The 20,747-nt window shown below is 71.8% G+C and carries 17 protein-coding genes; 7 read left to right on the top strand and 10 right to left on the bottom strand.

Annotated elements, in window-relative coordinates:
• The first annotated feature begins 40 nt into the window (after window positions 1-40).
• Entirely contained in the window at window positions 41-1,747 is a 1,707-nt protein-coding gene (locus KME66_RS16590; RefSeq protein WP_216323260.1) for a GAF domain-containing sensor histidine kinase, read from the top strand.
• 135 nt (window positions 1,748-1,882) lie between these two features.
• On the opposite strand, the gene KME66_RS16585 is transcribed toward KME66_RS16590, so the two are convergent.
• Together KME66_RS16585 and KME66_RS16580 are read right to left on the bottom strand one after the other, a co-directional pair.
• Window positions 1,883-2,752 carry a Cof-type HAD-IIB family hydrolase gene (locus KME66_RS16585; RefSeq protein WP_073223026.1) on the bottom strand — a complete coding sequence of 290 codons (870 nt, stop codon included), beginning with the start codon at window positions 2,750-2,752 and terminating at the stop codon, window positions 1,883-1,885.
• A 253-nt stretch (window positions 2,753-3,005) separates the two neighbouring features.
• The gene (locus KME66_RS16580; RefSeq protein ID WP_216323257.1) at window positions 3,006-5,042 is read right to left on the bottom strand and encodes a hypothetical protein; all 2,037 of its coding nucleotides are present in this window, start codon (window positions 5,040-5,042) and stop codon (window positions 3,006-3,008) included.
• Between the two features lie 443 nt (window positions 5,043-5,485).
• Between KME66_RS16580 and KME66_RS16575 the strand changes: the two genes are divergently transcribed.
• Window positions 5,486-6,379, top strand: a complete 894-nt coding sequence (locus tag KME66_RS16575) for an LLM class flavin-dependent oxidoreductase (protein WP_216323254.1) — start codon at window positions 5,486-5,488, stop codon at window positions 6,377-6,379.
• 65 nt (window positions 6,380-6,444) lie between these two features.
• On the opposite strand, the gene KME66_RS16570 is transcribed toward KME66_RS16575, so the two are convergent.
• The 4 genes from KME66_RS16570 to KME66_RS16555 all read right to left on the bottom strand — a co-directional run bounded on the left by KME66_RS16570 (window position 6,445) and on the right by KME66_RS16555 (window position 10,733).
• Window positions 6,445-7,011: an RNA 2'-phosphotransferase gene (locus tag KME66_RS16570; protein ID WP_216323251.1), complete on the bottom strand. Its 567-nt coding sequence runs from the start codon at window positions 7,009-7,011 to the stop codon at window positions 6,445-6,447.
• 148 nt (window positions 7,012-7,159) lie between these two features.
• Window positions 7,160-8,107 carry a MerR family transcriptional regulator gene (locus KME66_RS16565; RefSeq protein ID WP_216323248.1) on the bottom strand — a complete coding sequence of 316 codons (948 nt, stop codon included), beginning with the start codon at window positions 8,105-8,107 and terminating at the stop codon, window positions 7,160-7,162.
• Window positions 8,104-9,876, bottom strand: a complete 1,773-nt coding sequence (locus KME66_RS16560) for an SDR family oxidoreductase (protein WP_216323246.1) — start codon at window positions 9,874-9,876, stop codon at window positions 8,104-8,106. Before KME66_RS16560 ends, KME66_RS16565 begins: the two co-directional genes overlap by 4 nt.
• Complete coding sequence (locus KME66_RS16555; protein WP_073223041.1) at window positions 9,873-10,733, bottom strand: M24 family metallopeptidase; 861 nt, start codon at window positions 10,731-10,733, stop codon at window positions 9,873-9,875. The genes KME66_RS16560 and KME66_RS16555 overlap by 4 nt, the downstream gene beginning before the upstream one ends.
• A gap of 259 nt (window positions 10,734-10,992) precedes the next feature.
• Between KME66_RS16555 and KME66_RS16550 the strand changes: the two genes are divergently transcribed.
• The 5 genes from KME66_RS16550 to KME66_RS16530 all read left to right on the top strand — a co-directional run bounded on the left by KME66_RS16550 (window position 10,993) and on the right by KME66_RS16530 (window position 15,565).
• Window positions 10,993-11,997, top strand: a complete 1,005-nt coding sequence (locus KME66_RS16550) for an ABC transporter ATP-binding protein (RefSeq protein ID WP_073223043.1) — start codon at window positions 10,993-10,995, stop codon at window positions 11,995-11,997.
• Window positions 11,987-12,895 carry an ABC transporter permease gene (locus KME66_RS16545; protein WP_073223045.1) on the top strand — a complete coding sequence of 303 codons (909 nt, stop codon included), beginning with the start codon at window positions 11,987-11,989 and terminating at the stop codon, window positions 12,893-12,895. Before KME66_RS16550 ends, KME66_RS16545 begins: the two co-directional genes overlap by 11 nt.
• On the top strand, window positions 12,892-13,803 hold the full coding sequence (locus KME66_RS16540; RefSeq protein WP_073223047.1) for an ABC transporter ATP-binding protein: 912 nt from the start codon (window positions 12,892-12,894) through the stop codon (window positions 13,801-13,803). The genes KME66_RS16545 and KME66_RS16540 overlap by 4 nt, the downstream gene beginning before the upstream one ends.
• Before the next feature lie 30 nt (window positions 13,804-13,833).
• Entirely contained in the window at window positions 13,834-14,553 is a 720-nt protein-coding gene (locus tag KME66_RS16535) for an ABC transporter permease subunit (protein ID WP_073223049.1), read from the top strand.
• A 307-nt stretch (window positions 14,554-14,860) separates the two neighbouring features.
• A complete protein-coding gene (locus tag KME66_RS16530) occupies window positions 14,861-15,565 on the top strand; it encodes a hypothetical protein (RefSeq protein WP_216323243.1) in 705 nt (234 codons plus the stop codon).
• Between the two features lie 74 nt (window positions 15,566-15,639).
• On the opposite strand, the gene KME66_RS16525 is transcribed toward KME66_RS16530, so the two are convergent.
• From KME66_RS16525 to efeB, 4 genes are all read right to left on the bottom strand, one after another.
• On the bottom strand, window positions 15,640-16,464 hold the full coding sequence (locus KME66_RS16525) for an HAD family hydrolase (protein ID WP_073223053.1): 825 nt from the start codon (window positions 16,462-16,464) through the stop codon (window positions 15,640-15,642).
• Window positions 16,461-17,738, bottom strand: coding sequence for a serine--tRNA ligase (gene serS / locus KME66_RS16520; protein ID WP_216323240.1), 1,278 nt, complete (start codon window positions 17,736-17,738; stop codon window positions 16,461-16,463). The genes KME66_RS16525 and serS overlap by 4 nt, the downstream gene beginning before the upstream one ends.
• A gap of 655 nt (window positions 17,739-18,393) precedes the next feature.
• Window positions 18,394-19,329, bottom strand: a complete 936-nt coding sequence (gene pheA, locus KME66_RS16515) for a prephenate dehydratase (protein ID WP_073223057.1) — start codon at window positions 19,327-19,329, stop codon at window positions 18,394-18,396.
• Between the two features lie 140 nt (window positions 19,330-19,469).
• Window positions 19,470-20,738: an iron uptake transporter deferrochelatase/peroxidase subunit gene (gene efeB, locus KME66_RS16510; RefSeq protein ID WP_101928012.1), complete on the bottom strand. Its 1,269-nt coding sequence runs from the start codon at window positions 20,736-20,738 to the stop codon at window positions 19,470-19,472.
• Between the last annotated feature and the right edge of the window lie 9 nt (window positions 20,739-20,747).

The raw sequence follows: 20,747 nt of genomic DNA, 5'->3' as shown, positions 1-20,747 counted from the left end.
CCAACTTTCGCCCTGTATCAGCACTTATTAGGCTCAGGTCATGGCAGAGCCCGACCCGAAGGACTCCCTCGACGCCGCCACCCGGGCGACCCGCGGCCTCCAGGGGCTGTCCGCCGAGCTGACCGCGCGGGTGCCGCAGCTCCTGGAGGCGATGCGGTCCGTCGGCGCGGGGCTGGAACTGCACTCCACCCTGGACCGGATCTGCGAGACGGCCGCCGAGCTGACCCACGCCCGGTACGCGGCCATCGGCGTCGTCGACGAACTGGGCGAGGGGCTGTCGGACTTCGTCACCCACGGTGTTCCGCAGGACGTCGCCGAGCGGATCGGGCGGCGGCCCGACGGCCACCGGGGCCTGCTCGGCGCGCTGATCCACGATCCCGCCCCGGTCCGGCTGGCCGATCTGTCCACCGACCCGAGGTCCGCCGGGTTCCCGCCGGGGCATCCCCGGATGCGCTCCTTCCTCGGGGTGCCCATCAGGGTCCAGGGGGAGATCTTCGGCAACCTGTACCTCACCGAGAAGCACGGCGGCGCGGAGTTCGGCGACTACGACCTCCACATGGTCCGGGTGCTCGCCGCGGAGGCCGGCATCGCCATCGGCAACGCCCGGCTGTACGAGGCGGCGCGGCAGCGGGAGCACTGGATCGACGGATCGGTCGCGGTCACGACGGCGCTCCTGTCGGGCGGGGACGCGGACGAGGCCCTGTCCGTCGTCGCCGAACACGCCCGTCGGCTCGCCGATGCCGCGGCCGGGATCGTGCTGCTGCCCGCCGAGGAGGGCGGTCTGGAGATCGCCGCCGTGTCGTCCGGCGAGTCCTCGGCCCTGCTCGGTGTGATCGTCCCGGCCCGGAGCGCGGTGGTGGCGAAACTCCTCGCGGGTGAGGCGGTGTTCATCGACGACTCTGCCTCCGACGGCCGGATGGTGACGCGGCTGGCCGACCGGTTCGGCCCCAGCATGCTGCTGCCTCTCCAGAGCGGCGGCCGGGTGCTCGGTGCGCTGGCCACTCCCCGTTCCCGGGGCGCGCGTGCCTTCACGGAGGCCGAGCGGACGCTCGCCACGCAGTTCGCCTCCCAGGCGGCGCTCGCGCTGATGATGGCCGAGGCGCAGCGGGACCGGGAGCGGCTCGCGGTGTACGAGGACCGCGACCGGATCGCCCGCGACCTCCACGACCTGGTCATCCAGCGGCTGTTCGCCACGGGGATGATGCTCGAGAGCGCTCAGCGCGGACCGGTGGGGCCCGACGTGCGGACCGGTGTCGGCCGGGCGGTCGACGAGCTGGACGTGACGATCCAGGAGATCCGTACGGCCATCTTCGCGCTCCAGCAGGAGCCGGCCGAAGCCCCGGCGGGCCTGCGCACCCGCGTCCTGCGGGAGATCAACATGGCGGCCGTCCCGCTCGGCTTCAAGCCCTCGCACCGCTTCCTGGGCCCGGTCGACTCGCTCGTCGGAGAGCTGACCGGCAAGAACCTGGTGGCCGCGTTGCGCGAGGCCCTTTCCAACGCGTTCCGGCACGCGGAGGGCGCGCTGATCGACGTGGTCGTCGACGCGACGGTGACGCTGCCGGACGGGCGGGCCGCGGTGCGGCTCTCGGTCGCCGACGACGGGGTGGGGATTCCGGAGGGCGGCCGCCGCAGCGGACTGCGCAATCTGGCCCGCCGGGCCGAGTCCCTGGGCGGGTCGAGCCGGATCGAGCCGGGCATCGGGGAGGGCGGCGGCGGTACGACGGTGGTGTGGGAGGCGCCGCTGTGAGGGGCGCCTCCCGGTGGCGAGCGTCTCCCGGTGTGAGGGGAGTCTTCCGGCGTGAGGGGCGCCTCCGGGTGGGGAGCGTCCTTCGGTGGGGGAGGAGCCTTCCGGCGGGGAGCCTCCCCGCTGTGCCGAAAGGTTTCAGCAGGGCTCGGTGCGACCCTGGGCGCGGGCGGCGAGGATCCGCTCGATGACGAGCGCCACCCCGTCCTCCTCGTTGGTCGCCGTCCGGCCCGTGGCGGCGGCCAGCGCGTCCGGGTGGGCGTTGCCCATGGCGAAGGAGGCGCCGGCCCAGCCGAGCATCTCGATGTCGTTGGGCATGTCGCCGAAGGCGACCACCTCGGCGGGCGCGATGCCGCGCTCGGCACAGCAGGCGGCGAGCGTCGTGGCCTTGGAGACGCCGAGACCGCTGACCTCCAGCAGCGCGGACGGGCTGGAGCGGGTGATGGACGCCCGGTCGCCGGCCGTCGTACGGGCCAGGTCGAGGAAGGCGTCGGGCGCCAGCTCGGTGTGGTGGGCCAGCAGCTTGAGTACGGGCGCGCCGACGCCCGGGGCGTCCTCGTGCAGCAGCTTCTCGGCGACGGCCACCGAGGCTCCCGGGTCCAGGTGGAACGGCGGGTAGGCCGGTTCGTAGTTGATCCCGGTGGTCATCTCGACGGCGAAGGAAGTGCCGGGGGCCGCCTCGCGCAGGGTGCGCACGACGTGTAGGGCGGCGTCGCGCTCCAGCGCCCGTACGGAGAGGAGGCCGCCCTCCGTCCGCAGATCGGTGACCACGGCGCCGTTGGCGCAGATGGCCGTGCCGTGGCTCTGGACGTGGGTCCGTACGACGTCCATCCACCGGGCCGGCCGGCCGGTGACGAAGAAGACCTCGATCCCGGCCTCCTCCGCCGCCGCGAGGGCCGCGACGGTGCGCGCGGACAGCGTCTTGTCGTCGCGCAGCAGGGTGCCGTCGAGGTCGGTGGCGATCAGCCGGGTCACGGCGGGAAGAGGCGTATCGGTCACTGGGGTCACCGGGCCATTCTCGCCCACGAGGGTGCACGGGCGTGCGAAGGGGCGCACATCTGAGTGGGCGGTGGCCTCGATCTGCGAAAAAGCCCTCGGGCATATGCCACTGCCACGGGTGTTCGTGGAGGAGCCGGATCTCCACACGGCGTGCCCGTGCGACCACGCCGGTTCCGGCGCACCGGCCGCCGGCCCGCGGCGGTACGCGAGATCGCCCGGGACCTTCCGGTCCCGGGCGATCGGCACTGCGGGCAGCGCACGGTCAGGGACGCCGCGGCGGCCCGAGGAGGGGAGTGCGGACGGGGGCGGCGAGTCCGACGAAGACCACCATCTCGTGGCCGCCGGGGTTGGTCTGCACCGGGACGTCACGCCAGTTGTTGGCCAGCCAGACGTTCCCGGAGGGGTCGATCTGGACGGCGGTGTTCCGCTCCAGCCCGTCGCTGGTGTAGCCGGTGTCCGCCGGCGAGATCGGATCGCCCGTACGCAGGCCGGGCGGGCACGCCGATACGCGGGCGCCGCACAGGTTGGCCACGCGGTGGCCGCCGAAGTTGGCCACCCAGACGGTGTCGTCGCCGTCGACGGCGATCCCCCAGGGCAGGAACAGGCCGTCGTTGACGAACGGCTTCGCGGGGGTGGAGCCGTCGGGACGGACCAGGGTGACGGAGGCGTCGACATGGCGGGTGACGATGTCCTCGACCGCCTCGGCGACCATGGCGGGGGTGGTGCCTTCGCAGGGCGTGACCACCGCTCCCCCGTTGGCCACCCACACGTTGCCCAGAGTGTCCGAGGCGATGCCCATGGGCCGCTTGATGCCGCCGCCGGTGACCGAGCGCAGGGGCTCTCCCTGCGGGGACATCAGCATCACGCTGTCGCTGCCGTTCCCGGTCACCCAGGCCCGTCCCCGCGTGTCCACCGTGATGCCGAAGGGCTTGACGAGACTGTCGCCGCCCGGCGCGATGTTCCGGGCCCGTGCGGCGTTCCCGTGCGGGATCCTGGTGACGCTCCGGCCGCCGCAGTTGGCGATCCAGACGTTCCCCTCGCGGTCCGAGACGGTTCCCTGGGGCTGGACGATGTCGCCGAAGCGCCAGCCCCCGGGCGGCGAGAGGGGCCGGCCCTCGGCGGTGAACTGCGAGACGCTGCGGTAGAGGAGGCTCGCGTCGAGAGGGCAGCCGGTGCCCTGGAACCCGAAGTTGGCCGCCCATACCCGGCCCTCGGGGTCGATGGCGGCGCCGAAGCCCGCTCCGTACAGCCCGCCGCCCCGGTAGGGGGCGCCGGGGATGTCCCGGCCCGTCGGAGTGAGCCGGGACAGGATGCGGGAGCCGCAGGCGGGCTGCAGGGGATCGGGGTTGAACGCGTAGTTGTTGACGATCCAGGCCGTGCCCTCCGCGTCGAACGCGACGTTCCCCGGGCCGTCCAGCTCGTGGCCGTTGCCCACGTAGCGCAGCGCGATGGTCCAGGCGTCGGGCGCCTCGGTCAGCCGGGGCCGGTAGGTGTTCCGGCCCTGTCCCAGGGCGAACAGCTCGGCGGGGCGGCTGCCGGGGAGCCGGGCGATGTCCGCGACCGCCTGGAAGGTCTCCTTCGGCGCCTGCGCCCCGGGGCGCGCGGCCAGGGCGAAGAGGCTCTCGCAGGTCTGTCCCGCGGTACAGCCGGACAGGATGTCGGCCAGCGTGTTGAAGGCGCGCAGGCTGGAGGTCCGGTCGCCGTTCGGGGCGGTGGAGAGCACCTCGGCCGCCGAGCCGTCGCCGATGTCCGCGAGGTTGTGCGAGACGGCGGCGGCGTTCTGCAGTCCGGGCCGGCTGCCCGCCACCTCACCGCGCCGGGTGAACTGCGCCATCGCGAAGCCCGCCGCGACCGTGGTGCGCTCGTTGAGCACGACCTTGCCGTGGCGCTTTCCCCTGTCGAGCATCGCGACCAGCCGGACCGGCCGCACGCGGTGCCCGGTCCGGTGGTGCGGATGGCCGGCGGGGCCCGCGTCGGCGGTCAGGTACAGCACGGCGTCCGGGCTGTCGGGTGCGCGGTACGACAGGGTGAAGCGGCCCTGGGCGTCGCTGCGGGTACGGGCCAGCGGGCGGGCGCCGGCCCCGGGGCGGTCGCCGGCCCGGAGCAGCGTCACCTCGGCGGCGGCGATGGGCCGGTCACCGCTGCGGACGACGCCCCGCTCCTTCACCACGCGGTGTCCGGCCGGTTGCACCACTCCGTGTCCGGCCGGTGGTCCGCCGGGGGGTCCTCCTGGGCCGGAGGCCCCGACCGTGAGGCCGGCCAGAACGGCGGTGAGCAGGGCGGCTCTACGAAGACGCACGGTAGGTGCCTTCCGGGGCGGGGACGGGGGGCCGCCGGTTGCCCGCGGTCGGGTCGCAGCGACCGGGCGGCGACGCACACGGTGGCAGAGGAGGGGGACGCATCCGGGCCAGGCGTCCCCGCTCGACGTCGGTGCTACCCGTTCAGGTGACCGGAGGGGGCCAGACGGCGTCGAGGCGGCCCGTCCTCCCTGTGGACGCCCACCACCGCCGCTTCCTCTCCTCCATGGCCGGGTGGTCCACATGGCTCGGTGGTCCGCGTGGCCGGGTGGTCCGCATGGCTCGGTGGTCCGCCCGCCTCTTCCCTTCCCGGGCCGGGCGCTCAGCCCGGTTCGGTATGCCCAGGACTCCACGGCGGCGGCCTCCGGAGGGCGGCCGGAGCTGCCGCCCGGCGCTCCTCCGGCGGCGTCTCCCCGGCCGCGAGGGCCCGCGTATCGTCGGGGTCATGCGTCTGAGTACCGTGATCCTCCCCATCCACCGGTGGGCCGAAGGACAGAAGACCTGGCGGCAGGCCGAAGACCTCGGCTTCCACACCGCGTACACCTACGACCACCTGTCCTGGCGCACCTTCCGGGACGGTCCGTGGTTCGGCGCGATCCCGACGCTCACGGCCGCGGCGACGGTGACGCGGAGCATGCGTCTGGGCACCCTCGTCACGTCGCCCAACTTCCGCCATCCGGTCACGCTGGCCAAGGAGCTGATCTCCCTGGACGACATCTCGGGCGGCCGGATCACCCTCGGCATCGGCGCCGGCGGCAACGGCTTCGACGCGACCGCGCTGGGCCAGGAGGCCTGGACCCCGCGCGAACGCGCCGACCGGTTCGCCGAGTTCGTACCGCTCCTGGACCGCCTGCTCACCGAGGACGCGGTGACCGAGCGCGGGACCCACTACACCGCGGACGAGGCCCGCAACATCCCCGGCTGTGTCCAGCGGCCCCGGCTGCCCTTCGCGGTCGCCGCGACCGGGCCGCGCGGGCTGAAGCTCGCCGCCCGCCACGGACAGGCGTGGGTCACCACCGGCGACCCGAAACTGTACGAGAACGGCACCCCGGAGGAGTCGCGGGCCGCGCTGCGCGCGCAGAGCGAGAAGTTCACGGCGGCCTGCGCGGAGATCGGCCGGGACGCCTCCGAGCCGGACCGCGTCCTGCTGACCGGCTTCACCCCGGACCGCACCGCCCCGCTGGCGTCCGTGGACGCGTTCGTCGACTTCGCGGGCCGCCACGCGGAGCTGGGCTTCACGGAGATCGTCGTCCACGCCCCGATCCCGGACTCGGTCTTCGACGTCGACCCGAAGGTCTTCGAGCGCATCGCCACCGAGGCGCCCGCGCAACTGGCGTAGGTCCGGCGTTCCGCCCAGGAGCGCGGTGGCCGGCGCGGGTCCGGCGGCTCCCGCTGCCCGGCTCCTCAGCCGCGCAGGAGCAGGAACGCGGGCGGTACGGCGTCGGCGAGCCAGACGCCGTTGGCGCTGACGCGGAAGACATGCCCGGCACGGTGCATCCCGCCCGCGTCCACGGTGAGGACGAGGGGGCGCCCGCGGCGGGCGCCGACCCGGGTGGCCGTCTCCCGGTCGGGGGACAGGTGCACGTGGTGGCGGGCCATGGGGCGCAGGCCCTCGGCCCGGATCGCGTCCATCACCCGGGCGACCGTGCCGTGGTAGAGGTGCGCGGGCGGTTCGGCCGGCGGCAGGTCCAGGTCCACGGCGACGGTGTGGCCCTGATGGGCACGGATGCGATCGCCGTCCACGCCGCCCGCGCCACCGCTCTCGACGGCGAAGCGGCGCTTGTCGTTGGTGGCGACCGCGTGGTCGAGCTCGGCGCGGGTGAGGGGGAAGCCGTGCCGGGCCGCGGCCCGCAGCAGATCGTCGACCGGAACCCAGCCGTTCTCGTCGAGGGTGAGGCCGATGCGCTCCGGCTGGTGCCGCAGATGTTTCGAGAGGTACTTGGACACCGTGACGGTGCGACGTTCGTCCATCGCGCCAGAGTGCCCGTGCGCGGTTCATCGGTGCATCCGGATTTCTTACAGGCTTCTTTTCGTCTTTCTTCGTACCGATGTTTGATCCACAACCAACTCGACTTATCCACAGGCTATTTGACGAAACTGTGGACAACAGGCAGGCGATTCAACCCGTTTCGTCAACTTTCGTGACTCTTGTGTGAGATGAGGCGAGCGCATCCAAGGTGCGTGCCTGCACCTCGCGTTCGGCGGCCGCCGCGATGAACGCCGCCACCTGGTCGGGGCCGACCAGCGCCTGCACGGCCTGGGTTGTCCGGCGTGGCAGGAGCACCGGACGCGTCTCGCTCCCCTCGATGACGCTCTCCTCGGCGCCGAGGTGGTGGTGCAGGTGCCGGGTCGCGAACATCTGCATGGCGCGGGCCAGTTCGGCGTCCACCGTCTGCTGGGCGAGCGGCCGCAGCCGTCGGACCAGCGATGCTGCCTCGGCCGCGTCCGCGTCGGTGGGCGGGCGATGACCGAGGTAGCGGGCGAAGACGTGCTCGGTGGTGAACTCCAGGAAACGGGAGGCTATGTGCTCCACCTGTCCGCGAAGCTCCCGCAGATGACCGGAGATTGCCGTCAGCGGGACCCCAGCGGCATGCAACTCAACTGCTACCGACAGCTCTTGGGGACTGGGCACGAGGAACTCGTCGTCCCGGCCGGGGACGCGTTCCAGCACGCCGAGCGCCACGGCCTCCGCTATCGCCTCGTCGTCCTGTGCGCCGCCGAACTTCGCGTCCAGCTCCGTTCGGGTGATCCGGTCCGCCTCCTCGTCCGTCCACGGCCCCTGCACCTCCGCGACGAGGCCGAGCACCCCGCCGAGCCCCCGCCCCGCGTCCCACGCCTCCAGCAGCTCCTTGATGCTGGCGAGGGTGTAGCCCCGGTCGAGGAGGTCCGCGATCTGCCGCAGCCTGGCCAGATGGGCCTCCCGGTACACGTTGGCCCGTCCGCGCCGCTCGGGCGTCGGGAGCAGCCCCCGGTCCTGATAGGCGCGGATCGTGCGCACCGTGGCGCCGCTGGCGTGCGCCAGGTCCTCGATCCGGTACTCGGCGGCCGCTGCCCCGGCCCCGGTCACAGCGGCGGCTTCATCCGGGCGAGGGCACGCAGCGCCCCCGGACTCAGCCGGGACAGCAGCCGGGCGCCGCGCGCCTCCGGGGTCACCGGGACCACGGCCTGGTTGCGCACGACGGCCCGCAGGACGGCGTCGGCGACCTTCTCCGGCGGGTAGTTGCGCCGTCCGTAGAGCCGGCTCGTCCGCTTCTGCAGCCGCTCCTCCTCCGCCGCGTCGGTCCCCGCGAACCGGGCGGTGGCGGTGATGTTGGTGTTGACGATGCCGGGGCATATCGCGCTCACGCCGATCGACTTCTCCGCCAACTCGGCCCGCAGGCACTCGCTGAGCATCAGCACGGCCGCCTTCGACGTGCTGTACGCGGGCAGTGCCCGGGAGGGCTGGAAGGCCGCTGCCGAAGCGGTGTTGACGATATGGCCGCCCTGGCCGCGGTCCGCCATCTGCCGGCCGAAGAACCGGCAGCCGTGGATGACCCCCCACAGATTGACGTCGAGGACCTTCTTCCACTCCTCGCTGGTGGTGTCCAGGAAGGAGCCGGAGAGCCCGATCCCGGCGTTGTTGACCAGGACGTCGACGATTCCGTACGTGGCGGCGACCCGGGCGGCGAGCTTCTCCATCGCGGCCTCGTCGCTGACGTCCACGGCTTCGCCCCAGGCCGCGGGGGCCCCGATCAGCCGTGCCATCTCCGCGGTGCGGGCGGCGCCCTCCGCATCGCGGTCCACGGCCACGATCCGGGCGCCGGCCTCGGCGAAGGCGAACGCCGTGGCCCGCCCGATCCCGGAGGCCGCGCCCGTCACCAGGACCAGCTGACCGCCGAACCGCTCCGCGTAGGGTCCCTGGGCCACCGTCTGCTGCACGGGCCCGCCGTCCCGCGCCGCGGACTCGTTCGCGGTGACGAACTCGTCGATCCAGGAGGCGAGCTGGTCCGGCCGGGTGCGGGGCACCCAGTGCTTGGCCGGCAGTGAGCGGCGTACCAGCGCGGGAACCCAGTCCTCCAGGCCGTCGTAGAGCCGTTCGGAGAGGAAGGAGTCACCGGTCGGGGTGATCAGCTGGACCGGTGCGTGGGCGTAGGCGTCCGGGCGGGGCCTGCTCAGCCGGGCGCGGACGTTGTCGCGGTAGAGCCAGGCGCCGTGCGCCGCGTCGTCGGGGAGGGAGGCGGTGGGGTAGTCGCCCGCGGGCACCTTCTCCAGCCGCTCCAGGATCCCCGGCCAGCGTTTGCCGAGCGGTCCGCGCCAGGCGAGCTCCGGCAGGACGGGGGTGTGGAGCATGTACACGTACCAGGACTTCGCGCCCTGGCCGAGCAGCTGGCCCACCTTGCGCGGGGTGGGGCGGGCCATCCGGCGCTTGATCCAGTGCCCGAAGTGGTCGAGGGACGGCCCGGACATCGAGGTGAAGGAGGCGATCCTGCCCTCGGTCCGGCCGACCGTGACGAACTCCCAGGACTGGACGGAACCCCAGTCGTGACCGACCACGTGCACCGGCCGGTCCGGGCTGACGGTGTCGATCACGGCGAGGAAGTCGTCGGTCAGCTTCTCCAGGGTGAAGCCGCCGCGCAGCGGCTTCGGGGCGGTGGACCGGCCGTGGCCCCGTACGTCGTACAGCACCACGTGCCAGTGCTCGGCCAGCCGCACGGCGACGTCCGACCAGACCTCCTTGCTGTCCGGATAGCCGTGGACCAGCACCACGGTCGGCCGTTCCGCGTCGCCCAGCTCGGCGACGCACAGCTCGACGCCTCCCGTACGCACGGTCCGCTCACGCGCCTGAGACAGATTCACGCCGCCACCTTCTCCTCGGCCCAGCGCCGCACATGCGGCAGATCGTCGTCCAGCCAGAAGGCGCTCTGCTCGGGGTCCTTGGAGTCGGTGACGACCAGGATCTCCTCAAACTTCGCGCCCGTACCCCGGAATCCGAGGTGGGGTTCGACCGCCCACAGGCCCGGCTGCGGCGGGTGGTCGGAGAAGCGGTAGGGGCTCCACAGTGGTGACCAGCCGTCCCGGTGGCCGTGCAGCGCGTCGCTCACCAGTCCTTTGAGCGCCTGGGTGCCGAAGCCGAACACCTGCGGGGACCAGCGGCGTTCGGTGACGCGGTCGATCTTGTGGGCGATCACGCCGAAGGGATAGGCCCGGTGCCGGTTCGCGTATCCCTGCGCGGTCATGAGGCGTTCGACGTCCTCGTAGATCTCGCGCAGCGGACGGCGCTCGCGCACCTCCCGCAGGATGAGCTCGCGATGGGCCTCCAGGTCGGCCAGCAGCCGGTCGTGCAGCGGACTGAGGCCGAGGCACCCGGAATACCCCACATCGGCGGTGAACCCCTTGTACACCGGGGCCATGTCGAGGATGAACGGCATGCCCGGCTCCAGCTTCCGGTTGGTCGGGAAGAACTGCAGCGGCACCTTGAAACCGGCGAACGCCGTACGGTCCCCGAACCAGGCGAACGGGAGATGGAACCAGTCGCGCACACCGCGCTCGCGCAGCCACACACGCTGCATCCGGGCCGCCTCGCGCTCGGTCATCCCCGAGCGCAACTGGCCGGCGACCGCCTCCGCGCAGGCGTAGGCGAGGCGCTGGACCTCTCTGAACCCCCGCAGCTCCGGGGTGTTCACATCGTGCACTGCCTTGGCCAAGCCGGTCATGCCACCGTCCGTTCCCTGCCGTGTGCGGTACGTGCCCGTAACGTGACACTGATGAATGTGACAATGTCCGGCGGCTGCGTCAAGAGGTGTGCACGGCCTGGGGAAAACCCCGGCTCCGCGGTGGATCCCCGGCGCCTCCCCTACGGGCGTGTACGCCTGGAGTCTGACGCCGATCCAGCCGTCAGGGCTGACGACCGCTGTGGTTCGCGCCACTAACGTCGGTCCCGTGACAGCCGTAATCGCCACCGAAGCCCTGAGCATGCGGTTCCCCCGGGTGACCGCGCTTGACCGGCTCACGTTGGACATCGGACCGGGTGTGACCGGTCTGGTGGGTTCCAACGGAGCCGGCAAGTCCACACTGATCAAGATCCTGCTGGGTCTGTCCCCCGCCACCGAAGGCCGGGCCGCGGTGCTCGGGCTCGACGTCGCGACCAGCGGCGCCGCCATCCGGGAACGGGTGGGGTACATGCCCGAGCACGACTGCCTGCCGCCCGACGTCTCCGCGACCGAGTTCGTCGTGCACATGGCGCGCATGTCGGGGCTGCCGCCCACGGCGGCCCGCGAGCGCACGGCCGACACCCTGCGCCACGTCGGTCTCTACGAGGAGCGCTACCGCCCCATCGGCGGCTACTCGACCGGCATGAAGCAGCGGGTCAAGCTGGCCCAGGCCCTCGTCCACGACCCCCAGCTGGTCCTGCTCGACGAGCCGACCAACGGCCTCGACCCGGTCGGCCGGGACGAGATGCTCGGTCTGATCCGCCGGATCCACACCGACTTCGGCATCTCCGTCCTGGTGACCTCGCACCTCCTCGGCGAGCTGGAACGCACCTGCGACCACGTCGTCGTCATCGACGGCGGAACGCTTCTGCGCTCCAGCTCCACCAGTGACTTCACCCAGACCACCGCGACCCTCGCGGTCGAGGTGACCGACAGCGACACCCACCCCGACGGCACCGGTGCGCTGCGCAAGGTCCTCACCGACGCGGGCGTCACGCTCATCGGCCACGACGGGATCGACACGGAGGGGCTGCCGGGCGCGGGCCACATCCTGCTGGTCGAGGCGACGGGCGAGGAGACGTACGACGTGGTCCGCGACAGCGTCGCCGGGCTCGGGCTCGGCCTGGTCCGCATGGAACAGCGCCGCCACCAGATCGCCGAGGTCTTCCGAACCGAACAGGACGCGGCGCGGGCAGCCGCCGTCCCGGCCGCGGCCGGCTCCGCCCCGGTCGTCCAGCAGAAGGGAAGCGGTCGCGATGAGCACTGAGACCAAGGCCGCGGCCGGGCGCGACGCCTCCCGGATCCACAACATCGGCTACCGCTCCTACGACGGACCGCGGCTCGGCCGGGCCTACGCCCGCCGCTCCCTGTTCTCGCAGACCCTGCGGGGCTCCTTCGGACTGGGCCGTTCCGCCAAGTCCAAGGTGCTGCCCATGTTGCTGTTCGGCGTGATGGCGCTGGTCGCGGCGATCCTGGTGGCGGTCTCCATGGCCGTTCCGGACGCCGACAAGCTGGTGCTCAAGTACACCTCGTACGCGATCTACCTCCAGGCCGTCATCGGCCTGTTCATCGCCGCCCAGGCCCCGCAGGCGGTCTCCAGGGACCTCCGCTTCAAGAGCGTCCCCCTGTACTTCTCGCGGCCGATCGAGCACGCCGACTACGTGATCGCGAAGTTCGCCGCCACCGCGTCGGCGCTCTTCATCCTCACCGGTGCGCCGCTGCTCATCCTGTATGTGGGCGCTCTGCTCGCGAAGTTCGACTTCGCCGATCAGACCAAGTGGTTCGGCCAGGGGCTGGTGTCGGTGGCGCTGCTGTCCGTGCTGTTCGCCGGGCTGGGCCTGGTGATGGCCGCCCTGACCCCGCGGCGCGGCTTCGGCGTCGCCGCGGTGATCGCCCTCCTGACCATCACCTACGGCGCCGTCTCCACGGTCCAGGCCATCGCCTGGGAGACCGGGTCGGCAGGGGCCGTGCAGTGGCTCGGCCTCTTCTCGCCGATCACGCTGATCGACGGTGTCCAGACCGCCTTCCTCGGTGCGACCTCCGCCTTCCCCGGAGGGGAAGGACCCGGCGCCGGAACCGGCGTGGTCTACCTGATCGTTGTTCTCGCGCTCGTCGCCGGCTCGTACGCCGTCCTGATGCGCCGCTACCGGAGGGCCGGGCTGTGACCACCATCGAGATCGACCACACCTCCCGCTGGTTCGGCAACGTGGTCGCCGTCAACGACGTCTCCATGACCGTGGGCCCCGGCGTCACCGGACTCCTCGGCCCGAACGGCGCGGGAAAGTCCACCCTCATCAACATGATGGGCGGATTCCTCGCCCCCTCGACGGGGAAGGTCACGCTCGACGGCCGGACGATCTGGCGCAACGAGGCCGTCTACCAGGAGATCGGCATCGTCCCGGAGCGGGAAGGGATGTACGACTTCCTCACCGGCAGGGAGTTCGTCGTCGCCAACGCCGAACTCCAGGGTCTGGGCGGGGCCGAGGCGCAGAGGGCGCTCGCCACGGTCCAGATGGAGTACGCCCAGGACCGCAAGATCGCCACGTACAGCAAGGGCATGCGCCAGCGCGTCAAGATGGCCTCCGCGCTGGTCCACGAGCCCTCGGTGCTGCTCCTGGACGAACCGTTCAACGGAATGGACCCGCGTCAGCGGATGCAGCTCATGGAGCTGCTGCGGCGGATGGGAGCCGAGGGCCGTACGGTCCTGTTCTCCTCGCACATCCTCGAAGAGGTCGAGCAGCTGGCCTCGCACATCGAGGTGATCGTGGCGGGGCGGCACGCCGCCTCCGGCGACTTCCGGAAGATCCGTCGGCTGATGAAGGACCGGCCGCACCGCTATCTGGTGCGCTCCAGCGACGACCGGGCCCTCGCGGCCGCGCTCATCGCCGATCCGTCCACGGCGGGCATCGAGGTCGACCTGACCGAGAAGGCCCTGCGCATCCAGGCCGTCGACTTCGGCCGGTTCACCGAACTGCTGCCGAAGGTCGCCCGCGAGCAGGGCATCCGGCTGCTCACGGTCTCGCCGTCCGACGAGTCCCTCGAATCGGTCTTTTCCTATCTCGTAGCGGCCTGAGTAGTGGCCTGAAAGGAGCTGTGCACCGTCATGTACGACCCCACAGTCGCCCGGCTCACCTACCGGGCCCTGCTCGGCCGGCGCCGGGCCGCCATCCTGTTCGTCCTGCCCGCCCTGCTGCTGCTCATCGCCGCGGCCGTACGGATGTTCGCCGGGGCCGACGACCAGATCGCCTCGAACGTCCTCGGCGGCTTCGCCATCGCCACGATGGTGCCGCTGATCGGTGTGATCGCGGGAACCGGGGCGATCGGCCCGGAGATCGACGACGGCTCGATCGTCTATCTGCTGGCCAAGCCGGTGAAGCGGCCCACGATCATCTTCACCAAACTGATCGTGGCCATCGCGGTGACCATGGTGTTCTCGGCGCTGCCGACCCTGCTCGCGGGGCTGATCCTCAACGGCAACGGCCGGCAGATCGCCGTGGCCTACACGATCGCGGCGCTGGTCGCCTCGATCGCCTACAGCGCCCTGTTCCTGCTGCTCGGCACGGTCAGCCGGCACGCGGTCGTCCTCGGCCTGGTCTACGCCCTGGTCTGGGAGGCGCTCTTCGGCAGTCTGGTGGCCGGTGCGCGGACGCTCAGCGTGCAGCAGTGGTCCCTGGCGGTCGCCCAGAAGGTGTCGGGCGACGGCGTGGTGACCTCGGAGGTCGGCCTGCCGCTCGCCACGGTCCTGCTGGTCGCGGTCACGGTCGCCGCCACCTGGTACGCGGGCCAGAAGCTGCGGGCGCTGAAGCTGGCGGGTGAGGAGTGAGGCCTCTGGCTTGAGCCCCCTGCTCCGTCCCGACGGCCCCCGCGCTTGCCCCGGCAAGCGCGGGGGCCGTCGTACGACCGGACCGACGTGCGCGTGACGTTGTGTTTATCGGTTCGTTGGGCAGGGCGCGTGGAGGCAACTGGAATCCGTGGCGTCGTAGCGATCGTGACATTGGGGAATGCCGGCACCGGGTGAGGCGCAGCCCACCGGACCGGTCATCGAGTGAGTGGCAACCGTGAGCGTCCTCCACCCCTGAAGCCCGGGGTGTGGGCCGTCCTCGTCATTCCCTCGTACGAAAGGCACACCCATGCCCACGGAAGTCGCCCTGCTCGAATCGCGCGCGCTGCGCGGGGAGCAGATGGGGCGCGTCGACGTCCTCGACAAGGTGAAGAGCCTGGTCATGCTCCCGGACGGAATTCACGTTCGCACAGAGGACGTGGCGCAGTACTTCGAAGTATCCACAGGGGCGGTCAGGAGGCTGACCGACCGGCATCAGAAGGAGCTCATCGAAAACGGCCTGCGCGTGTTGCGCGGCGCTGAGCTGCAGTCCTTCCATCGCGACATGGTGTCGCTATGGGGTGGTGACGGGGTGGACAGTTATCCACAGGCGGCTACGCAGCTGCGGCTTTACACCCGCCGCACCGTCCTCAACATCGCGATGCTTCTTCGCGACAGCGACATCGCGCGCTGCGTGCGCACGTACCTCCTCGACGCCGAGGAGTCGCTCCGCACGCAGTACGCCTCCCTCGACCAGCGCGTCACGCGCATCGAGAGCTGCCTCACCGGGGTCGGCCGTGCGCTGCAGGAGCTCGGGCCGGTGCTGGTGCGGATGTCGGAGCGGCTCGACGGCCTCGACCGGAAGGCGGAGATGACGCACCAGGTGGTCGGCGCGATGAGTCTGCGGCTGACGGATGTGCAGCAGGACGTCGTACGGCTGGACGGGCGGCTGGACGCTTTCGCCGGGCAGCTGAAGGATCTGCGACGCCGTGACGGGCGGCGCGGACAGCGCTGAGCGCGGCGGCCCGGCACCGTGGGAACGGTGCCGGGCCGCTGTCACGCTTTCCGGGGTGCGGGCGGTGCCGCGTCCTACCGCGCGGGCTGTACGGGCGCCGAGCGGAGCAGCTCCTCCAGCACCACCGCGATGCCGTCGTCCTCGTTGGACGCCGTGATCTCGTGGGCGACGGCCTTCAGGTCGTCGTGGGCGTTGGCCATGGCCACGCCGTGCTGGGCCCAGCCGAACATCGGGATGTCGTTCGGCATGTCACCGAAGGCGACCGTGTCGGCCGCCTTCACCCCGAGCCGGCGGGCGGCCAGCGAGAGGCCGGTCGCCTTGCTCAGGCCCAGCGGCAGGATCTCGACCACACCGGCCCCGGCCATGACCACGTCGACCAGGCTGCCGACGGCCGCCCGCGCGGCGAAGGCCAGCGCGTCGTCGTCCAGCTCCGGGTGCTGTATGTAGACCTTGTTGAGCGGGGCCGTCCACATCTCGGCGGCGTCGTCCACGAAGAGATACGGAAGGGGCCCCTCCTGCACCTGGTAGCCGGGGCCGACCAGGACTTCGCCCTCCAGGCCGTCGCGGCTGGCCGCCAGGTGCAGCGGGCCGACCTCCGCCTCGATCTTGGACAGGGCGAGACCGGCGAGCTGGCGGTCCAGGGTCAGCGAGGTCAGCAGCTTGTGCTCGCCCGCGTGGTAGACCTGCGCGCCCTGACCGCAGACGGCGAGCCCCTCGTAACCGAGGTCGTCCAGAATGTGCCGGGTCCAGGGGACCGCCCGTCCGGTGACGATGATGTGCGCGGCACCGGCCGCCGTGACGGCGGCCAGCGCCTCGCGGGTGCGCTCGGAGACCGTGTCGTCGCCGCGCAGCAGCGTGCCGTCGAGGTCGGTCGCGACGAGCTTGTAGGGGAAGGTCACTTGGCGACCGGTTCCAGGACCGCGCGCCCGCCGAGGTAGGGACGGAGCATCTCGGGGACGCGGACCGAGCCGTCGGGGAGCTGGTGGTTCTCCAGGAGCGCCACGATCGTGCGCGGTACGGCGCAGAGCGTGCCGTTCAGCGTGGCCAGCGGCTGGACCTTCTTGCCGTCGCGCATCCGGACGGACAGGCGGCGGGCCTGGAAGCCGTCGCAGTTCGACGCGGAGGTCAGCTCGCGGTACTTGCCCTGGGTCGGGATCCACGCCTCGCAGTCGAACTTCCGGGAGGCCGAGGCGCCGAGGTCACCGGTGGCGACGTCGATGACCTGGAAGGGCAGTTCGAGACCGGTGAGCCACTGCTTCTCCCACTCCAGGAGCCTGCGGTGCTCGGCCTCGGCGTCCGCCGGGTCGACGTACGAGAACATCTCGACCTTGTCGAACTGGTGGACGCGGAAGATGCCGCGGGTGTCCTTGCCGTACGTGCCGGCCTCGCGGCGGAAGCACGGGGAGAACCCGGCGTACCGCAGGGGCAGCTTGCCGGCGTCGATGATCTCGTCCATGTGGTACGCGGCGAGGGGGACCTCGGAGGTGCCGACCAGGTAGTAGTCGTCCTTCTCCAGGTGGTAGACGTTCTCCGCGGCCTGGCCGAGGAAGCCGGTGCCCTCCATGGCGCGGGGGCGGACCAGCGCCGGGGTGAGCATCGGGGTGAAGCCGGCCTCGGTGGCCTGGGCGATCGCCGCGTTGACGAGGGCGAGCTCCAGGAGCGCGCCGACGCCCGTGAGGTAGTAGAACCGCGAGCCGGAGACCTTCGCCCCGCGCTCCATGTCGATGGCGCCGAGCGCCTCGCCGAGCTCCAGGTGGTCCTTGGGCTCGAAGCCCTCGGCGCCGAAGTCGCGGATGGTGCCGTGCGTCTCCAGGACGACGAAGTCCTCCTCGCCGCCGACCGGCACGTCCTCGTGGACGATGTTGCCGAGCTGGAGCAGCAGCCGCTTGGCGTCGGCGTCGGCCTCGTCCTGGGCGGCGTCGGCCGCCTTGACGTCGGTCTTGAGCTGCTCGGCCTTCTTGAGGAGCTCGGTGCGCTCCTCGGGAGTGGCCTTGGGGATCAGCTTGCCGAGCGACTTCTGTTCGGCGCGGAGTTCGTCGAAGCGGACGCCGGACGACCTGCGCAGCTCGTCGGCGGAGAGCAGGGCGTCGACGAGGCCGACGTCCTCTCCACGGGCGCGCTGGGAGGCGCGAACACGGTCGGGGTCCTCACGGAGCAGGCGAAGGTCAATCACCCCTCCAGGCTACCGGTGCGCGGTTCTGGCACTCGAACCGATATCGCCGAGCGTGTCTCTATGACCGAATTGCCGGAATTGATATTTCTGTGGGGGAATCGCGTACGGCTGCGGCAGTGGAGCGGGAGGGGGTGTCAATAACGGCGGTTAACTCCCCTGAACAGGGCAGAAGGTGCGGCTCGCTTGACACACCGGCCGTGGGGGGAGCGGGAGTTGGGGGTGCTCCTGCCGCTGTTGTCCACAGGGGAGTCGACGTCGGAATAGTTATCCACAGGCTGTGTGGAAGTTCTGTGGATGCCGGAGGGCATTGTTCCGGAAGCCGGACGAAGTCCCCTGGAATCTCCGCTCAAACCTTCCCTGCGTGCTCATTCGGAGGGGATTCCTCGCCCCAAAGAGTTGATCAAGGGAATTGGGGTGACACACGATGGCTCATGGCGCCTCGCGCTCTGTGGACCGCCCTGAGGTGACTGGGTCGATTTGTCGATGATGTCGCCTTGCGGTGTCGACTTGTCCCCAGGTCGAGGACCCCGCCTGTGGATAACTCTCCGGAGTGCGTGACTATCTGTAGATCGCACCGCTGCGGAGCGCACGAGAAGGCTCCCGGCCGCCGTTCCGCCGGGCTTCTCCCCGCCCTCCCGTCAGATCCGCCCTTCCGTCAGATCCGGCCGTCCTGGCTGCGCGCCAGCCAGTCGGACGCCTCCGTGAACGCCGCGTCCGACGTGCCCGCCCGCAGCGGACGCACCTCGTCCGGCGAGACGCCCGCCCGCGGGTACGAGCCGAGGAACCGCACCTTCGGGCTGATCCGCCTCAGCCCCATCAGGGCCTCCCCGACCCGCCGGTCCGCGATGTGCCCCTCCGCGTCCACGGCGAAGCAGTAGTTGCCGATGCCCTCGCCGGTCGGGCGGGACTGGATCAGCATCAGGTTGACGCCTCGCACCGCGAACTCCTGGAGCAGCTCCAGCAGGGCTCCGGGATGGTCGTCGTCCAGCCAGATCACCACGGAGGTCTTGTCCGCGCCGGTCGGCGCCGACGGCCGGGCGGGCCGGCCCACCAGGACGAAGCGGGTCTGCGCGTTCGCCGCGTCGTGGATCTCCGTCACCAGCGGCTCCAGGCCGTAGGTGGCGGCCGCGAACTCCCCGGCGAACGCGGCGTCGTACCGCCCCTCCTGGACCAGTCGGGCCCCGTCCGCGTTGGACGCCGCCGACTCCCACAGGGCTCCGGGGAGGTGCTCCGCCATCCACTTGCGCACCTGCGGCTGGGCCGCGGGGTGCGCGGTGACCGTCTTGACGTCCGACAGCTTGGTCCCGGGCCGCACCAGCAGCGCGAAGGTGATGGAGAGCAGCACCTCCCGGTAGATCATCAGCGGCTCCCCGCCGGCCAGCTCGTCCAGCGTCGCGGTGATACCGCCCTCGACGGAGTTCTCGATCGGTACGAGTGCTGCCGCCGCCTCCCCGTTGCGTACGGCGTCCAGCGCGGCCGGTACGGACAGCATCGGGACGAGTTCCCGGGTGGCGGCCTCCGGGAGCGTACGGAGGGCGACCTCGGTGAAGGTGCCTTCGGGGCCGAGATAGGCGTAGCGCGTGGCTGACATACGGTCACCCTAGTGCGCCCCGCGAGGCCCGCCGCGCTGTCTCGGAATGCGGTCGATCGCGCTGCCCGGACCCCGGCGCCGTGGTCGCCCTCCCGTTCGCCGGGCGACGACGGGAGGGCGACCACCGGCCCCGCGCGTACCTACGACTCCAGGAGCCGCTGTCCCACGTACTCGCCCTCCGCCGCCCCGCCCGGCACCGCGAAGACCCCGCTCGCCTCGTGCCGCAGGAACGGCGACAGCGCGTCGCCCCGGTCGAGCTTGCGCTGCACCGGCACGAAGCCCCGGAACGGATCGGCCTGCCAGCAGATGAACAGCAGCCCGGCGTCCGCGGTGCCGTCCTCCGCGATGCCGTCGTGGTACGAGAACGGGCGGCGCAGCATGGCGGCCCCGCCGTTCTCCTCGGGCGAGGAGATCCGGGCGTGGGCGTTGCCGGGGATCACGAGCCCGCCGTCCGGGCCCGCCTTGTCGAGGTCCATCTCCGTGGTCTCGGTTCCCCCGCTCAGGGGCGCCCCGTCCGCCTTGCGCCGCCCGATGACCCGCTCCTGGCGCTCCACCGCGAGCTTCTCCCAGTCGTCCAGGAGCATCCGGATCCGGCGGACGACGGCGTACGAACCGCCCTCCATCCACTCCTGCGGCGTGCCGGGGGAGGCGGGGACGAACACGCGCCGGCCGAAGTCCTCGTCCGAGGGCTTCGGGTTGCCGGTTCCGTCGATCTGGCCCATCAGGTTGCGGGCGGTCATCGGCCGGGCGGTGGCGCCGGGGGTGCGGTTGAAGCCGTTCATCTGCCACCGCACCCGCGCCGTGCCGGCGGCCTCCTTCTGGAGCGCCCGCAGCGCGTGGAAGGCGACCAGGGCGTCGTCCGCGCCGATCTGCACCCACAGGTCGCCGTTGGACCGCTGGGCGTCGAGGGCGTCGGCGGAGAACGCGGGCAGCGGGTCGAGCGCGGTGGGCAGGCGGTCGGCCAGACCCGTGCGCGCGAAGAACGTTCGGCCGAAGCCGAACGTGACGGTCAGGGACGACGGCCCCGCGTCCAGGGCGATCCCGGTGTCGTGCCCGGGGCCGTCCGCCGCGCCCGCCGCGGGGCGGCCCGCCATCAACTCCTTCGCCACCGCGGACCAGCGCCGCAGCAGCGCCGCCGCTTCCTTGCGCGCCGCGCCCGCCGTCAGGTCGAAGGCGACGAGATGGCCCCGGGCCTGAAGCGGAGTGGTGATCCCCGGTTGATGTTTCCCGTGAAACATCGCCTCGGTCGCACCCACCGTCGTCAGCGCCGCCGGCTCTTCGGGGCGGGTGGCGGCGTATCCGGCCGCCCCGCCCCCGGCGCCCAGCACCAGCCCCGTGGCACCCGCGGCGCCCGCCGTGCCCAGCAGCCGTCGCCGCGAGACGCCGGTGGCCGTGGCACCGTCGCCGATGCCGTCGCC

Origin of the sequence: Streptomyces sp. YPW6 (assembly GCF_018866325.1) — a bacterium.
Lineage (GTDB): Bacteria > Actinomycetota > Actinomycetes > Streptomycetales > Streptomycetaceae > Streptomyces.
This window is presented reverse-complemented; position numbering and strand designations above follow the sequence as displayed.

What these genes read in the sequence shown, in the direction of transcription:
- KME66_RS16530 (WP_216323243.1), top strand. Translation starts at nt 14,861, where the DNA reads ATGCCCACGGAAGTCGCCCTGCTCGAATCGCGCGCGCTGCGCGGGGAG.
- KME66_RS16535 (WP_073223049.1), top strand. Translation starts at nt 13,834, where the DNA reads ATGTACGACCCCACAGTCGCCCGGCTCACCTACCGGGCCCTGCTCGGC.
- KME66_RS16555 (WP_073223041.1), bottom strand. Translation starts at nt 10,733, where the DNA reads ATGACCGGCTTGGCCAAGGCAGTGCACGATGTGAACACCCCGGAGCTG.
- KME66_RS16550 (WP_073223043.1), top strand. Translation starts at nt 10,993, where the DNA reads ATGCGGTTCCCCCGGGTGACCGCGCTTGACCGGCTCACGTTGGACATC.
- pheA (WP_073223057.1), bottom strand. Translation starts at nt 19,329, where the DNA reads ATGTCAGCCACGCGCTACGCCTATCTCGGCCCCGAAGGCACCTTCACC.
- KME66_RS16590 (WP_216323260.1), top strand. Translation starts at nt 41, where the DNA reads ATGGCAGAGCCCGACCCGAAGGACTCCCTCGACGCCGCCACCCGGGCG.
- KME66_RS16570 (WP_216323251.1), bottom strand. Translation starts at nt 7,011, where the DNA reads ATGGACGAACGTCGCACCGTCACGGTGTCCAAGTACCTCTCGAAACAT.
- KME66_RS16545 (WP_073223045.1), top strand. Translation starts at nt 11,987, where the DNA reads ATGAGCACTGAGACCAAGGCCGCGGCCGGGCGCGACGCCTCCCGGATC.
- KME66_RS16575 (WP_216323254.1), top strand. Translation starts at nt 5,486, where the DNA reads ATGCGTCTGAGTACCGTGATCCTCCCCATCCACCGGTGGGCCGAAGGA.